Raw genomic sequence first — 15,442 nt, 5'->3', positions numbered from 1 at the left:
TAATCGTGTACTGCCTAATATCCGTGGTTGAAATCTTGCGCGTCAATCCAGATGATTGCGCAATGAAACGCGTGGGTCGGGATTTTTCATGAAGGGACTGCAAAAGCTGCTTGCGGCGATTTGCATCACGCTGCTGTCCAGCGTGGTGGCGGTGGCCGAGGACGTCACGCTGACGTCACGAGACGGTACAATCGTATTGACCGGCACCCTGTTGACGTTCGACGGAGAATTCTATCGGGTCGATACAGAATTCGGGATTCTAACCGTCGATAGCACCGGCGTGTCTTGCGAGGGCCCGGGCTGCCCCAGCCTCGGACCGTTTGTAGCGGAGCTTACGATATCTGGTGCGCACAGCATGGGTGAGGTGTTGTTCCCGGCGTTGGTCGAAGGCTTCGCGCTTCGGCAGGGCTATGCCCTGAAACGCGAGGAGCTGCTGGGCGTTGGAACGCTTTACACTCTCTATGATGGGGCTTCCGGGCAGGAACAGGCTCGCATTTCGATCAAGCTGACCACAAGTGCGGAAGGGTTTGCTGACCTGTTGGGACAGCAAGCGGACATGGTGTTGTCGATGCGTGAAGCGTCGACCCGTGAACGCAGTATGGCACGCGAGGCGGGGCTGGGAGATTTGCGTATTGCACGTCAAAGCCGCGTTCTGGCGTTGGATGCGCTGGTGCCTGTGGTGGCGCCGGGGAACCCGGTTAAACGGATGTCCGTATCCCAGCTGGCGGCCATCTATGCAGGGAAAATTACGAACTGGAGTGAGTTGGGTGGCGAGGAAGCTCCGATCACACCTTATCTGGTGGATATCGAAGAAGGATTTGGTCCGGCCTTTATGCAAGATGTCATTGCAGCAACAGGCGTGACCTTGTCGGACCGGGTTCGCTTCATGCCATCAAACAAATCGCTGACGGATGCATTGTCGAAGGACCCGTTTGGGATTGCGATTTCGTCTTTTATGCAGCCGGGAAATGGAGAGGTCGTCCAGCTGTCGGGAAAATGCGGGTTTGAGGTTAAAGCCTCCGCACAGTCTATCAAAGCGGAGGACTATCCGCTGACCATGCCGATGTATCTTTATCTGCCAGAACGCCGTTTACCGCTACTAGCAAGAGAGCTGCTGGCCTATCTTCGAACCGATAGCGCGCAGTTCGTGACGCGGCGGGCGGGTTTCGTCGACCAGGCTTTAACGCGTATTCCAATAGATGGCCAAGGCGATCGGATGGCCAACGCTATCGCTGCGTCGGGTGCCGAAGTTGATCTGCTGGAGTTGAAACGCCTTGTGGGCAGCTTGAACGGCAAAGACCGCTTGTCGATCAGTTTTCGCTTCGAAGGCGGCTCGACCTTGTTGGATGCACCGTCACAATCAAATGTCGCGCTGCTGGCCAAAGCGCTGGAAAGCGGCCGCTTCGATGGGCGGACCATGGTGTTTGTCGGTTTCTCTGACGGGCAGGGGGCGGCGGCCCAAAACCTTGGCCTCGCGCGTAAGCGGGCAACGGCTGTACGAGATCTCGTCACGGCACAGTTAGAGGCTTTCAACCCCGATCGTGTGGATTTGCAGGTAGAAGCATTTGGAGAAGCCTTGCCAATGGCTTGCGACGATAGTGCCTGGGGTCGTGGTGTGAACCGCCGGGTCGAAATTTGGGTGAATTAGACCCTATAGGTATCCCGATCCACGAAAGCTTAGTTCGGTCGACTTTCCGACGATCAGGTGATCATGTAGTGTAATTCCTAGTGCCGAAGCTGCGTCATTCACCTGCGCCGTCATCTGGATATCGTTGTCCGAAGGCGTTGGATCGCCCGAGGGGTGATTATGGACAAGAATTATCGCAGAGGCATTCAGTTCCAGAGCCCGCTTCACCACCTCGCGAGGATATACTGGGACGTGGTCGACGGTGCCGGTGCCTTGCGCCTCATCCGCGATCAGGACGTTCTTGCGATCCAGAAACAGCACGCGAAACTGTTCCGTGTCGCGATGGGCCATAGTGGTGTGGCAATAGTCCAGAACCGCGTCCCACGAGGAAATAACGTGCCGCTGGATAACTCGGCTACGTGCCATTCGGTGGGCCGATGCCTCGACAATCTTAAGTTCTGTGATTACCGCTTCGCCAATACCCGGAACCTCGCGTAGACGCTCTTGTGAGGCGGTGACCACCCGATTGAAATCACCAAATGTATCCAAAAGCTTGCGGGCTAGCGGCTTTACATCGCGCCGCGGAATGGCCCGAAACAGGACAAGTTCGAGCATCTCGTAGTCCGGCATGGCCTGCGCCCCGCCTGACATGAAGCGTTCCCTCAGCCTTTTGCGGTGATCTTTGATATAGGACGGCAGCTTACCGTCGTTCAGTTTGACGGGAATAACGGGCGCTTCGTCTGTATCAAACAGTGCTTGCGGCATCTCATCAAATTGGAATTGTCTGCTCTCGGTCATAAGAGCAAACTGCACTGAAATTGGTGAACAGAGGGTTAACAACTAATAGCTGTTAACCCTTCATGCTGTCCCAAAAGCTTTTAACCTTCGAAAAGAAGTTCGAGCTTTCCGGGTTGTTCTCTTCCGAGAGCTTTTCGAACTCTCGCAGAAGCTCTTTTTGCTTAGACGTGAGGTTAACCGGTGTTTCCACCGCAAGTTCGATATACATATCGCCATTCGGACCGCCACGCAGGCCCGGCATACCCTTTGCACGCAAGCGCATCTGTCGCCCTGATTGGCTGCCAGCCGGGATTTTCACCCGTGAACGGCCACCGTCGATGGTCGGCACCTCGATATCGCCACCCATGGCGGCTGAGGCCATGGAGACAGGCACGCGGCAATGCAGATGCGTACCTTCGCGGTCGAAAATCGGGTGATCCGCGACGTCGATGAAGATGTACAGATCGCCAGTTGGACCGCCGCGCAAACCCGCTTCGCCCTCGCCAGACAAGCGAATGCGTGTGCCGGTTTCAACACCAGCAGGGATGTTCACAGACAGCGAGCGCTCTTTTTCCTTGCGCCCGGCGCCGCCGCAGCTTTTGCAGGGGTTCTGGATCATCTGGCCAGTGCCCTGACACGTCGGACATGTCCGTTCGACGGTAAAGAAACCTTGTTGCGCGCGCACTTTGCCCATGCCCGAACAGGTCGGGCACATTGTCGGCTCTGCACCGGCTTCCGCACCGGTGCCGTCACATTCGTCACAGCCGATCGACGTCGGAACATTGATGGTTTTTTGAAGCCCAGAGTAGGCCTCTTCTAGTGTCACCCGCAGATTGTAGCGCAGGTCTGAACCACGTTGAGTACGCGCACGTCCTCCGCCACGTCCTCCACCGCCCATGAAGTCGCCGAACAAATCGTCGAACACATCCGAAAAGGCGCTGGCGAAGTCGCCATTGCCACCGGGATGTCCGCCCCCCGGACGTCCGCCCATACCGCCTTCGAAAGCGGCGTGACCGAACCGGTCATAGGCAGCTTTCTTTTCGGCGTCTTTCAGGACGTCATAAGCCTCGTTCACTTCTTTGAACTGGCTTTCGGCATTCGGGTTGTCCGAATTGCGGTCAGGGTGAAGCTCTTTGGCCTTCTTGCGATAGGCTTTCTTGAGCTCGTCCGCCGACGCGCCTTTGGCAGCACCGAGAACCTCGTAATAATCACGCTTTGACATGGGGTATCTGTCTCCCTTTGGGAGGGGGCAGGGCCGCCAGGCAGCCCCGCCCGTTACCTAAACCGACTTAACGCTTGTTTTCGTCGTCGAGGTCTTCGAAGTCGGCGTCGACAATGTCGTCATCCACCGCCGAGGGGCCGTCAGCTTCCTCGGGTTCTTCGCCTGCAGCTTCATCTTGCTGCGACTTATAGATCGCTTCGCCCAGTTTCATGGCCGCTTCGGTCACGTTCTGAACGCCGCCTTTGATCTTGTCAGCCGAGGCGTCCTCTTTCTCGAGGTCGTCTTTCAGAGCGGCAATCGCCAGCTCGATGGCTTCGATCGTGGTCGGGTCGACCTTGTCGTTATGCTCTTCCATCGACTTCTCGGTCGAGTGGATCAGGCTTTCGGCCTGGTTGCGCGCTTCGACAAGCTCTTTACGCTCTTTATCGGCCTCGGCGTTGGCTTCAGCGTCTTTCACCATTGCATCGATGTCGTCATCTGACAGACCGCCCGAAGCTTGGATGGTGATCTTCTGCTCTTTGCCTGTGCCTTTGTCTTTAGCGCCCACTTCAACGATGCCGTTGGCGTCGATGTCAAAGGTCACCTCGATCTGAGGCATGCCGCGCGGCGCGGGTGGGATGTCTTCCAGATTGAACTGGCCCAACACTTTGTTGTCGGCTGCCATCTCGCGCTCACCTTGGAACACACGCAGGGTCACGGCGTTCTGGTTGTCTTCCGCGGTCGAGAAGATCTGCGACTTCTTCGTCGGGATCGTCGTGTTGCGGTCGATCAGGCGGGTGAAGACACCGCCCAGCGTTTCGATACCCAGCGACAGCGGGGTCACGTCCAGAAGAACAACGTCTTTGACGTCGCCCTGCAGAACACCAGCTTGAATGGCGGCACCCATGGCAACCACTTCGTCTGGGTTCACACCTTTGTGCGGCTCTTTACCGAAGAATTTCGAAACTTCTTCGATCACTTTTGGCATACGGGTCATACCGCCAACCAAAACCACCTCGTCGATGTCGTCCTTCGACAGGCCAGCGTCTTTCAACGCAGCTTGGCAAGGCTTCATCGAGCGTTTGATCAGGTCGTTTACAAGGCTTTCCAGCTTGGCACGGGTCAGTTTCATAACCATGTGAAGTGGCGCGCCGTCAGCACCCATCGAGATGAAGGGCTGGTTGATTTCGGTTTGCGACGCGGAAGACAGTTCGATCTTGGCTTTCTCTGCAGCTTCTTTCAGACGTTGCAGGGCCATCTTGTCTTTCGACAAATCGACCTGGTTTTCCTTTTTGAACTCATCGACCAGATACTGAACGATGCGCATGTCGAAATCTTCACCGCCAAGGAACGTGTCGCCGTTGGTCGATTTCACTTCGAACAGTCCATCGTCGATCTCAAGGATGGTTACGTCGAAAGTACCGCCGCCAAGGTCATAGACCGCGATGGTTTGCGTTTCTTGCTTGTCCAGACCATAGGCCAATGCCGCCGCAGTCGGCTCGTTGATGATACGCAGCACTTCAAGACCAGCGATCTTGCCGGCATCTTTTGTGGCCTGACGCTGTGCGTCGTTGAAGTATGCGGGAACGGTGATGACAGCTTGCGTCACCTCTTCACCAAGATAGCTTTCCGCTGTCTCTTTCATCTTGCCCAGAATGAAGGCCGAAATTTGCGAGGGAGAGTACTTCTCACCAGCAGCTTCAACCCAAGCGTCGCCATTGCCGCCGTCGACAATTGCGTAGGGAACAAGCTTTTTATCTTTCTCGACAGCAGGGTCTTGCATGTTGCGGCCAATCAGGCGCTTCACGGCAAAGACGGTGTTGTCGGGGTTGGTGACAGCCTGGCGTTTTGCCGGCTGGCCTACCAGTCGCTCTTCATCTTTGAAGGCGACGATCGAAGGCGTTGTACGCGCACCTTCAGCGTTCTCAATGACTCGCGGTTGCGAGCCGTCCATGATGGCAACACAGGAGTTCGTGGTGCCGAGGTCGATACCAATGACTTTAGCCATTATTCAAAACCCTTTCTTAGGCGATGTTATGAGAGCCGACCTTGCAAAGCATCGGTCCCAGATCCCAGATTTCTGACCGGTTGGGCGTGCCCCAATCCGGCGTCTCGGGGTATATAAGTAGGGTGAATGAAGCCTGCAACCGTTCATGAGGCGGCTTTTGGGTAAAAAAACGAGTCAATTTAGGGTTTTGACCATGATAGCGCGCAACAAAGCCTCGCTCGATCTGAACGGGGCAAAGATTTTCAAAGCAATGTTGGACGAGGACGCGCAGAAATCGCTGGTCATGACGTTGCGGGATGTGGTCGCGCAGGCACCGTTTTTTCATCCTGTGACCCGGTCTGGCAAACAAATGTCGGTACAGATGACGTCGGCAGGGCGGTTAGGTTGGGTTTCGGATCGGCGGGGCTATCGTTACGAGGCGCGACATCCGGATGGAGCGCCCTGGCCAGACATCCCCAAGGCTGTGCGTGATGTTTGGCGCTCAGTTTCCGATGTCGAGAGGGAGCCGGATTGTTGCCTGATCAACTTTTACCGAGAAGGTGCCAAAATGGGGATGCACCAAGACCGGGATGAAGGGGATTATTCGTATCCGGTGGTATCGATCAGCCTGGGTGATGATGCACTGTTTCGGATAGGAGGACCCGAACGACGCGGGCGGACACAATCGACTTGGTTGCAATCGGGCGATGTGCTGGTGATGGGCGGCGCGGCGCGACTGGCCTATCACGGTGTCGATCGGCTGAGGTTTGGGTCGTCAGGCCTGCTGAAAGATCACGGCCGGATTAATCTTACGCTGCGGGTCGTGGATACTAGCTGACCACACAAAGGCTGCAGCGGATCACTGTCGAGCGCTCCAGCTGATAGATGCATGGCGGCGTGTATAGCTTTCCCCCATCATACCCAAAACTAGCAGCACACATGACACCACCAGCGGATAGGTGGCGTTGCTGTAGTGGGGGTTGTAGTTGATGAACACATATCCTCTGGTCTGATCGATGATGTGGAACAGTGGGTTCCATGTGAACAATACCAACATGACGCTAGGTATCGTATTACCTAGCAGCATCTTCCCAGACGCAAACATATTTGCACGGGTATAGAAAGTCGTCGCGATCTCGGTGAACTGTGGGAACCAAGGCCTAAGCGCTAGAAAAACCACTCCGACCGAAATGCCATTGAACCAAGCGAGCAATAACATCGCAAATGCACCAGCGGGGTCGTAAATTTCGATGGGTCGGACGGCTAGCGAATAAACCGATAATACGCAAAATACCGAGAGAACCTGTATGTACAAAGACCCAATTGCAGTTGAGATAATGGAGACCAAGGTGTTCATCGGGCTATGCAACATCAAGGCAGATGTCGAGGACGCCGCTTTGAAGACGGCGTTAAGCACCTTGATATTAGACATAAACATAAACACGCCCGACAGAATATAGAGCAAAAAATCGCCCCTGACGGCGCTTCCACGCAACCCCATGACAGACATCATGACAAAAAACACTGCCACAAGCATTAGTGTTTGAGTGATGTTAACCAGCAGAGCAATGATCGCGTTGGTTTGGGTCTTTCGAATGCCAAAAACCGTCGCGTGATAGATCACCGACATCATCGAGACGGCTGCCTCGAATCTTGTTCTGTTGACCTTTACTTCAAACATCGCGCTGCCTTCTGTCCTGCATCACGAAGATACTCGCAGGGAAATCTTGCCGTTCCGTTACTCACAGATCATAAGTGTTTCGACAATAGCCATCAACTTTGTCGCTTTTTTGGCAAGCCGTTAAGGAACATTATCGTGGATTTTAACCAACTGGAAAGTGTGATGCGCAGGGTCGCGATTGAGGCGGGTGATGTGATTATGGAGATTTACAACTCAGACGAGTTTGATGTCAGGGCAAAATCAGACGACAGCCCTGTAACGGCGGCGGACGAAGCGGCTGATCTTCTGATTTCCGACGGGCTGCGTCAGGCGTTCCCGGATGTGCTTTTGGTGACGGAAGAACAGGCTGACAGTCATTCGGAGCAAGCAAATGCCTTCCTGATCGTTGATCCGCTGGACGGTACCAAGGAATTTATTCACCGCCGGGGCGATTTCACCGTCAACATCGCCTATGTCGTTGACGGTGTGCCAATTCGCGGTGTGGTCTATGCACCCGCCAAATCTCGGATGTTCTTTACCCGCGCGGATGGGGTCAGTGTTGAAGAAGCGGGTCCATTTGATCCCCAGACGACCGGATCACTGTCTTCGATCAACGTCTCAAACCCGGACAACGCCGCACTAATGGTTGTCGCGTCGAAGTCCCACCGAGATCAGGCAACCGACGACTATATCGGCAAGTATCACGTTAAGGACATGAAATCAGCGGGCAGCTCGTTGAAGTTCTGTCTTGTCGCGACTGGCGAGGCGGACATCTATCCGCGCGTTGGGCGTACGATGGAGTGGGATACGGCCGCCGGGCATGCGGTTTTGAAAGGGGCAGGCGGCGATGTTGTGCGCTTTGATGATCACACGCCACTGACCTATGGAAAGCCGATCTACGAGAATCCGTTTTTCATCGCGTATGCGCCCGGAGTTGACCTGAAAAAGGCCTGAGACATGAGCGTCCTGATTGTCATTCCCGCCAGATATGCCTCGGTTCGATATCCGGGCAAAGCGCTCGTCCCGTTGCGCGGGGTGAGTGGGCAAAATAAGTCTCTAATCCGCCGTAGTTGGGACGCTGCGCAGGCCGTTCGAGGCGTTGAGCGTATCGTCGTGGCAACAGATGATCACCGGATCAGGACCGAGGCAGAAGGCTTTGGTGCAGATGTCGTCATGACCTCTTCGGAATGTCAAAATGGTACGGAAAGATGTGCAGAGGCGCTGGATGCGCTGGGCGGAGAATACGACATTGTCGTCAACCTCCAGGGGGATGCGCCGCTTACGCCACATTGGTTTGTCGAGGAGTTGATCGAGGGGTTGGACGCCCACCCCACCGCAGAGGTCGCAACGCCGGTGTTGCGTTGTGATGGCCGCGCGCTGTCGGGGTTTATGGAAGATCGGCGTGCCGGACGGGTTGGCGCCACAACAGTCGTGTTCGGCGCCGAAGGTAAGGCCTTGTTCTTCTCGAAAGAGGTCATCCCTTATACGACCGGAAATACTTGGCAGGATGACGAACCCACGCCGGTTTTTCATCATGTAGGTGTCTATGCCTATAGGCCATCGGCGCTGGCAGCGTACCCACGCTGGGCCGTCGGTCCGTTGGAGGCGCTGGAGGGGCTAGAGCAGTTGCGGTTCTTGGAGCGCGAACGACCGATCCAGTGTGTTGAGGTTGATGGAAAAGGCCAGCAGTTCTGGGAATTAAACAATCCGGAGGACGTCGCGCGAATCGAAGCTATTCTTTTGCTGCGTGGGGTCGAATAGTTGCGAACCAAAAACGTCATTCGCCAACCTTTGCGACACTGGTTTAAATGGGCTCCACTAATAATGGAATATTCTTGTGAAAAATGTGGTATTAAATCAATATCGTGAACAATTGCCACGATGTTGTCAGAATTTTCACCCATTGAGGTGATGCAATTAAAGTAACCCAATTTTGTAATGAGTAATCCGCCAAGTGATAAGGCGGAATAAGTGGAAACAGAGGTATCTGCATGAAGCGTAAGAAGGTCACAAAAGCTATATTTCCGGTCGCTGGTCTGGGGACTCGATTTCTTCCTGCAACGAAGTCGATTCCGAAAGAGATCATGACGCTGGTGGACCGCCCGCTAATTCAATACGCCATTGACGAGGCGCGTGCGGCGGGGATCAAGGAATTCATCTTTGTCACGTCGCGCGGTAAGGGCGCTTTGGAAGACTATTTCGATAACTCACCCGTGCTAGAACAAGAGCTGCGAAAGAAGGGTAAAGACGCTTTGTTGGATATCTTGAAAGATACCAATATGGAAAGCGGGGCGATCGCCTATATGCGTCAGCACAAGGCTTTGGGTTTGGGTCATGCCGTCTGGTGTGCTCGTCGTTTGATTGCCAACGAACCCTTCGCCGTAATTCTGCCAGACGATGTTATCGCGGCGGAGAAACCGTGTTTGCAACAGATGGTCGAGGCCTATGAGGAAACCGGTGGCTGCATGGTCGCCGCTATGGAGGTTCCCGCAGAAAAGGCCAGCGCCTATGGTGTGCTTGATGTGAAAGAGGATATGGGATCGATCGTTTCGGTTAAAGGTATGGTCGAGAAACCGTCCTTGGAAGAAGCGCCGTCCAACCTTGCCGTTATCGGGCGTTATGTTCTGACTCCTGATGTGCTGCGTAGCTTGAACCGAATGAAAAGCGGCGCGGGTGGAGAGATCCAGTTGACCGATGCCATCGCCGAAGAAATTGAACAAGATCGCGATGTCTTTGGCTACCGTTTCCGTGGTCAACGGTTTGATTGCGGATCGAAGGCAGGGTTCCTTCAGGCAACCGTCGCGTTCGGTATGGCCCGCGAAGAGCTGCGTGAAGAGTTCTCGGGTTATCTGCATGATCTTGTGGCACAGCAAAAGGCGGCCGAGTAACCGGCTGTGGCGAATGCCGCCTGGGACCTTTGGACGGCACATCGTCTTAGGTTGAAGCGCCGCAGATTGATCTGGCGCTCAATCCGGGCACGCCGTGATCTCGAGGCCGTCGTAAACCGGACTGATCGGATGTCATCCGGTCAGGTCCGTGTTTTCGCCACTATGCGCAATGAAGCCGAGCGTCTTCCTTATTTTTTTGCTCACTACCGGTCGTTGGGCGCCGGGCATTTTCTGATCGTTTTGAACGACAGCAACGACGACTCCGAAGCCCTGTTATCAGATCAACCAGATGTCTCGCTTTGGCGAACAAGCGCGGGGTACAAGGCGTCCCGGTTCGGTGTGGATTGGACCACATGGTTGCAGTTTCGATATGGTCACGATGAGTGGTGCCTGACCGTCGATGCAGATGAACTGTTGATTTATCCACATCATGACAAGCGATCGTTGCAAGAACTGACAGCGCGCCTTGACGAAACAGGTGCCACGGCATTGGGCGCATTGATGTTGGACCTGTTTCCCAAGGGCCCCCTTGGTCAGCAGAGCCATCAGCCGGGGCAGGATCCGACGCAAGTGCTGAACTGGTTTGATGCCGGTCCCTATCGGGCGACCCGTCAAGAGCCAGCAAAGAACCTCTGGATGCAAGGCGGAACACGAGACCGGTCCTTTTTTAGCAAGACACCAGAACGCGCGCCGACACTAAATAAGTTTCCCTTGGTTCGGTGGAATAGGCGCTTTGCCTATATGAATTCGACACACTCACTATTGCCTCCCAGACTTAACCTGGAGTGGGATGGTCCAAAATCGGTGTCGGACGACACCCGACTATCTGGGGCTCTGCTGCATACCAAATTCTTGCCAGGCGTCACCCGGCGGGCCGTTGAAGAAAAGGCACGCAAACAGCATTTCGGGCAACCAGACCAGTTTGACGCCTACTACGACTGGCTCGCTTCGGATCCCGATCTTTGGCACAGTGATGCAACAGCTTACAAAGGTTGGCGACAGCTTGTTGAATTGGGGCTTCTTTCCAGTGGCGGGTGGGATTAGACAAGTGTTCAATACAAGTGTCAGACATATGAACGAAGGTGCGATGCCGATTGTGAATACCAGGAGAAACCATCCTTCCCAGTGTGGACATATATCTTGCTTGCAAGATATTGCTCAGATGGGCTGCGGATAGTTGGGTGTCTGGGAATCATATCGGCTACGCCTAAGGCGAAAATATCGACAGATGCGTGCGTTCCGCCGGCGTCGAGAGTTAACGGCTCTTCAAGATCGGACAGCACAGATCAGACAGACCGATATTCTGGCTTTCTCCACTGTTCGAAACGAGCAGATACGCCTGCCATATTTCCTGAACTATTATCGCGATCTTGGGGTTAATCATTTCCTGTTCGTCGATAATGGCTCTGATGATGGGACCGCGGAATACCTGGCCGAGCAGCCGGATGTGTCTGTTTGGACGACAGATGCTAGCTATAAAAATGCACATTATGGAGTCGATTGGCTAAACTGGTTACAACGAAAACACGCCCACGGTCACTGGTCGTTGGTGGTCGATCCCGACGAATTTCTTGTCTACCCATATTGTGATACCCGGCCTCTACGAGCGCTTACAGATTGGCTGGACTCGGCGCAAATCAGGTCGTTTGGAGCTATGTTGCTGGATATGTATCCTAAAGGACCGCTTGACGCGCAACCGTATCAGGTTGGCCAAAACCCGTTTGAAATCGCGAGCTGGTTTGACAGTGGCAACTATACGCTAGCCAAAAATGCTCTGCTTGGAAATCTGTGGATACAGGGCGGTCCTAGAGCGCGTGCGTTTTTTCAGGACAGGCCTAGAAAGGCTCCGGCGTTGAATAAGGTGCCGCTGGTGAAGTGGAACCGAAACTACACATATGTCAGTTCGACGCACGCGCTCCTGCCCCGTGGACTGAACCTTGTCTATGATGAGTTGGGTGGTGAAAAAACATCGGGATGCCTGCTGCACGCAAAGTTTCTGGATACGTTTACAACAAAGTCATCCGAGGAACTTGAGCGTGGAGAGCATTACGCAGGTGGTTACGAATACCAGGCCTATGGTGCCGCTCAGGCTGACACAGACCTTTGGTGCCCATGGAGCGAAAAGTATCTGAACTGGCGACAGCTAGAAATGCTGGGTCTGATGTCCAAGGGGAATTGGGCATGACACTTGGGATCGTGATGCTCGTGCATGATGCGTTGGACCGTGGTGAACAGTTGGTTCGGCACTGGGCGACACACGGGTGCCCAGTTGTGATTCATGTAGATGATCGCGTATCGGATGCTGACTATGTCGATTTTGTCTCTTCTTTAGCGGATCTGGATCGGGTCAAATTCTGCAACCGTCGACACTGTGAATGGGGTACCTGGTCGTTGGTTGTCGCCAGTCAGGCAGCGTCCGAGCTTATGCTAGAGGCGTTTCCAGAAGTTGGTCATGTCATGCTTGTATCAGGAAGCTGTCTGCCTTTGCGCCCGATCTCAGAGATGGTGAGCTACCTTAGCCATCGACCCCAGACAGATTTCATTGAAAGTGTGACGACTGAAGATGTTCCATGGACAATTGGTGGCCTGGACATTGAGCGCTTCACTCTGCGCTTTCCATTTTCGTGGAAGAGACACCGCCGCCTGTTTGACACTTTTGTCTCGTTTCAGCGACGCATCGGGCTTAGGCGCTCGGTACCGGAGGGGCTGGTCCCACATTTGGGGAGTCAGTGGTGGTGCCTTACACGGCAAACTCTTTCGACCATTTTGATGGATCCGAACCGAACCACATATGATCGATACTTCAAGCAAGTTTGGATTCCCGACGAAAGCTATTATCAGACCCTCGTAAGGCGGCATTCAACACGGATTGAAAGTCGATCCTTAACTTTGTCGAAATTCGACTATCAGGGCAAACCGCATATTTTCTACGATGATCATATTCAGCTGTTGCGGCGTTCCGATTGCTTTGTGGCGCGGAAAGTCTGGCGTCACGCTGATAAGCTCTATTCCAGCTTCCTGTCCGATGGGCCTGAAATAGGGTCGTCGGCCGAACCGAATCCCGGGAAGTTGGACAGCATATTCACCAAAGCGATCGAGCGTCGCACAAAAGGCCGACCGGGCCTTTACATGCAAAGCCGGTTTCCGCGCGGCGAGTTTGAAGCAAGCGTCACGGCCTCGCGCTATGCGGTTCTTGAAGGTTTCTCGGATTTGTTTGAGAATTTTCAGGGGTGGTTGAACGAAACCGTGAATGCGCGTGTACATGGGCATCTTTATGCGCCAGATCGGGCGCATTTCGCAGGAGGCGAAGACGAGTTCTTCGGCGCTCAGAGCGCGGGGGCCAAGCTGCGGGACTATAACAGCAAAGCCTTTCTAACGAATCTGATCTGGAACACCCGCGGTGAACGCCAGTGTTTTCAGTTTGGACCGCGTGACACCCAAGACGTCTCGGCAACGATTGCCAGCGATCCAAACGCCAGAGTCTACCTGGTTACCGGTGCGTGGGCGGTGCCGTTGTTTCAGTCCGATGACGACTTTGCGACCGTCCGTCGCGAAGCCGCTCGTCTACAGAAGATAGAAAGCGAACATATCCAAGCGCTCCGATCCCGGCGCGCTCGTGCACGCACTCATATATGGTCATTGGCTGATTTTGTCCTAAACCCGATAGAGCCGTTGCACTCCATCGTTGACGATATCGGACCGCAACACAGCGCACGGATTTCAAACTTTCCCAAGATGAAGCCGCTGAAGGGGTTCGGACAATTCTTACAGGACTTAAAGAACGAAGGGATGCAGCCGTACCTAATGGGTGACTTCCCGGTCGGGCACGATCTGGTGCCGACAAAACGCATCCAACGTAAGCCTTTTCTGGTGAAATAGAGACATGAATCGCAATTTCGAATGCTTCGTAATATTTGCAGAGATGCGCACGGGTTCGAACTTTCTGGAAAGCAATCTAGACCTGTTTCCCGGCCTGACCTGCTATGGAGAAGCGTTCAATCCATATTTCATGGTGACTCCGAATACCGACGAATTGTTTGGTATCACGGTGGCGCAGCGGGACGCCGACCCGCTTTCCCTTCTGACGCGGATCAAAGACAAGACAGATGGGTTGCCCGGTTTTCGGTTTTTCCATGACCATGATCCACGCGTGTTTGATGCGCTGATGGATGATCCGAGCTGTGCTAAAGTTGTTTTGACCCGCAACATAGTTGACGCCTATGTCTCGCGCCGGATCGCGATGGCGACGGACCAATGGCAGCTCAACGATGCTGCGAATGTTCGAAAGGCGAAGGCCCGGTTTATCCCTGAGGAGTTCGAACGGCTTTTCTATCGCATGAAAAGCTTCCAGCTTATGATCAAAGAGCGCCTGCAGCGTACAGGGCAAACGGCGTTCTATCTGGATTACGAAGATGCTCAGGATCTAGATGTGGTCAACGGGCTAGCAAGGTTCCTGGGCGAAACAACCGAGATTTCGGAGTTTGCGGGCAAGTTCAAAAAGCAAAATCCAGAAGCTCTGATCGACAAGGTGCAGAACTTCCAACACATGGCTTCGGTGGTTGATCGAATTGACATCTTCGACTTGCACAAGGTGCCCAATTTCGAGCCCGGTCGCGCGCCAGCGTTGAAAAGCTACATTGCTTCTGATGCGCTGGGGTTGATTTTCATGCCGATCGCGGGCGGGCCAACAGATTTGGTGAAAAGCTGGATGCAGAAGGAAGGCGAGATCGAGCAAGGCTTCTCGCAAAAAACGCTGCGGCAATGGAAGCGGCGTCGCAAGTCACATCGGACATTCACGGTTGTGCGCCATCCAGTTGCAAGGCTACATGATGCGTTCTGTACGTTGCTGGCACCCCGCGATAATGACCCCCGAGCAGACCTGAAAGATGCTCTGCGAAGCAGCTATGGGGTCGATCTGCCACAGGATATTGACCAGAATTGGACGCTTCTGACCCATAGGATGGTGTTCGAGCAGTTTATCGAGTTCGCAGGTAAGGCGATGGGGGGACAGACAGGAGTTGCAATTGATCCTGCATGGGCTTCACAATCAGTCGCTATTCAAGGGTTTGCCAACTTTACGTTACCTGACGCCATACTGCGTGAGGATCAGCTTGAGGTTGGGCTCTCAGGTCTCTTGACCGAACTGGGTGAGAAGGCGGCGCCAAACTTACCCACCACATCGCCGGTTGCCCCGCATCCGCTGACGGATGTTTACACGGACTGTATCGAAGCCGCTGTGCGGAAGCTCTATCAGCGGGACTATATGATGTTCGGATTTGGCCCGTGGAGTGATCGCTAGGCC

The 15,442-nt window shown here is 54.2% G+C and carries 13 protein-coding genes; 9 read left to right on the top strand and 4 right to left on the bottom strand.

The genetic code is table 11. The features are described from left to right. Positions 1-88: 88 nt before the first annotated feature. Positions 89-1,648: a substrate-binding domain-containing protein gene (locus V6N04_RS10545; protein WP_371170123.1), complete on the top strand. Its 1,560-nt coding sequence runs from the start codon at positions 89-91 to the stop codon at positions 1,646-1,648. 3 nt (positions 1,649-1,651) lie between these two features. On the opposite strand, the gene radC is transcribed toward V6N04_RS10545, so the two are convergent. The 3 genes from radC to dnaK all read right to left on the bottom strand — a co-directional run bounded on the left by radC (position 1,652) and on the right by dnaK (position 5,613). Beyond that, entirely contained in the window at positions 1,652-2,425 is a 774-nt protein-coding gene (gene radC / locus V6N04_RS10540; protein ID WP_371170122.1) for a RadC family protein, read from the bottom strand. Positions 2,426-2,477: 52 nt separating this feature from the next. Then, positions 2,478-3,626, bottom strand: coding sequence for a molecular chaperone DnaJ (gene dnaJ, locus V6N04_RS10535; RefSeq protein ID WP_371170121.1), 1,149 nt, complete (start codon positions 3,624-3,626; stop codon positions 2,478-2,480). 67 nt (positions 3,627-3,693) lie between these two features. Next, positions 3,694-5,613 carry a molecular chaperone DnaK gene (dnaK, locus tag V6N04_RS10530; RefSeq protein ID WP_371170120.1) on the bottom strand — a complete coding sequence of 640 codons (1,920 nt, stop codon included), beginning with the start codon at positions 5,611-5,613 and terminating at the stop codon, positions 3,694-3,696. A gap of 193 nt (positions 5,614-5,806) precedes the next feature. On the opposite strand from dnaK, the gene V6N04_RS10525 reads away from it, so the two are divergent. Further along, positions 5,807-6,430: an alpha-ketoglutarate-dependent dioxygenase AlkB family protein gene (locus tag V6N04_RS10525; RefSeq protein ID WP_371170119.1), complete on the top strand. Its 624-nt coding sequence runs from the start codon at positions 5,807-5,809 to the stop codon at positions 6,428-6,430. A gap of 21 nt (positions 6,431-6,451) precedes the next feature. Here the strand turns inward: V6N04_RS10525 and V6N04_RS10520 are convergent, their stop codons facing one another. Beyond that, positions 6,452-7,273: an ABC transporter permease gene (locus V6N04_RS10520; protein WP_371170118.1), complete on the bottom strand. Its 822-nt coding sequence runs from the start codon at positions 7,271-7,273 to the stop codon at positions 6,452-6,454. A 135-nt stretch (positions 7,274-7,408) separates the two neighbouring features. On the opposite strand from V6N04_RS10520, the gene cysQ reads away from it, so the two are divergent. From cysQ to V6N04_RS10485, 7 genes are all read left to right on the top strand, one after another. Continuing rightward, entirely contained in the window at positions 7,409-8,206 is a 798-nt protein-coding gene (gene cysQ / locus V6N04_RS10515) for a 3'(2'),5'-bisphosphate nucleotidase CysQ (protein WP_371170117.1), read from the top strand. 3 nt (positions 8,207-8,209) lie between these two features. After that, positions 8,210-9,013 carry a 3-deoxy-manno-octulosonate cytidylyltransferase gene (locus V6N04_RS10510; RefSeq protein ID WP_371170116.1) on the top strand — a complete coding sequence of 268 codons (804 nt, stop codon included), beginning with the start codon at positions 8,210-8,212 and terminating at the stop codon, positions 9,011-9,013. Positions 9,014-9,243: 230 nt separating this feature from the next. Further along, entirely contained in the window at positions 9,244-10,140 is an 897-nt protein-coding gene (gene galU, locus V6N04_RS10505; RefSeq protein ID WP_371170115.1) for a UTP--glucose-1-phosphate uridylyltransferase GalU, read from the top strand. 66 nt (positions 10,141-10,206) lie between these two features. Then, positions 10,207-11,184, top strand: a complete 978-nt coding sequence (locus tag V6N04_RS10500; RefSeq protein WP_371170114.1) for a glycosyltransferase family 2 protein — start codon at positions 10,207-10,209, stop codon at positions 11,182-11,184. A gap of 184 nt (positions 11,185-11,368) precedes the next feature. Further along, the gene (locus V6N04_RS10495) at positions 11,369-12,325 is read left to right on the top strand and encodes a glycosyltransferase family 2 protein (RefSeq protein WP_371170113.1); all 957 of its coding nucleotides are present in this window, start codon (positions 11,369-11,371) and stop codon (positions 12,323-12,325) included. Further along, complete coding sequence (locus V6N04_RS10490; RefSeq protein ID WP_371170112.1) at positions 12,322-14,019, top strand: DUF5927 domain-containing protein; 1,698 nt, start codon at positions 12,322-12,324, stop codon at positions 14,017-14,019. Before V6N04_RS10495 ends, V6N04_RS10490 begins: the two co-directional genes overlap by 4 nt. Before the next feature lie 4 nt (positions 14,020-14,023). After that, positions 14,024-15,439, top strand: coding sequence for a nodulation protein NodH (locus V6N04_RS10485; protein WP_371170111.1), 1,416 nt, complete (start codon positions 14,024-14,026; stop codon positions 15,437-15,439). Positions 15,440-15,442 lie beyond the last annotated feature (3 nt).

It is taken from the genome of Aliiroseovarius conchicola (assembly GCF_041403445.1).
GTDB lineage: Bacteria > Pseudomonadota > Alphaproteobacteria > Rhodobacterales > Rhodobacteraceae > Aliiroseovarius > Aliiroseovarius conchicola.
Note: the sequence above shows the minus strand (reverse complement) of the source record. Positions and strands in the feature narration are given on the sequence as shown.

Excerpts from the sequence above, each read along its gene's own strand:
- V6N04_RS10545 (WP_371170123.1), top strand. The coding sequence starts at position 89 with ATGAAGGGACTGCAAAAGCTGCTTGCGGCGATTTGCATCACGCTGCTG.
- radC (WP_371170122.1), bottom strand. The coding sequence starts at position 2,425 with ATGACCGAGAGCAGACAATTCCAATTTGATGAGATGCCGCAAGCACTG.
- dnaJ (WP_371170121.1), bottom strand. The coding sequence starts at position 3,626 with ATGTCAAAGCGTGATTATTACGAGGTTCTCGGTGCTGCCAAAGGCGCG.
- dnaK (WP_371170120.1), bottom strand. The coding sequence starts at position 5,613 with ATGGCTAAAGTCATTGGTATCGACCTCGGCACCACGAACTCCTGTGTT.
- V6N04_RS10525 (WP_371170119.1), top strand. The coding sequence starts at position 5,807 with ATGATAGCGCGCAACAAAGCCTCGCTCGATCTGAACGGGGCAAAGATT.
- V6N04_RS10520 (WP_371170118.1), bottom strand. The coding sequence starts at position 7,273 with ATGTTTGAAGTAAAGGTCAACAGAACAAGATTCGAGGCAGCCGTCTCG.
- V6N04_RS10510 (WP_371170116.1), top strand. The coding sequence starts at position 8,210 with ATGAGCGTCCTGATTGTCATTCCCGCCAGATATGCCTCGGTTCGATAT.
- galU (WP_371170115.1), top strand. The coding sequence starts at position 9,244 with ATGAAGCGTAAGAAGGTCACAAAAGCTATATTTCCGGTCGCTGGTCTG.
- V6N04_RS10495 (WP_371170113.1), top strand. The coding sequence starts at position 11,369 with ATGCGTGCGTTCCGCCGGCGTCGAGAGTTAACGGCTCTTCAAGATCGG.
- V6N04_RS10490 (WP_371170112.1), top strand. The coding sequence starts at position 12,322 with ATGACACTTGGGATCGTGATGCTCGTGCATGATGCGTTGGACCGTGGT.
- V6N04_RS10485 (WP_371170111.1), top strand. The coding sequence starts at position 14,024 with ATGAATCGCAATTTCGAATGCTTCGTAATATTTGCAGAGATGCGCACG.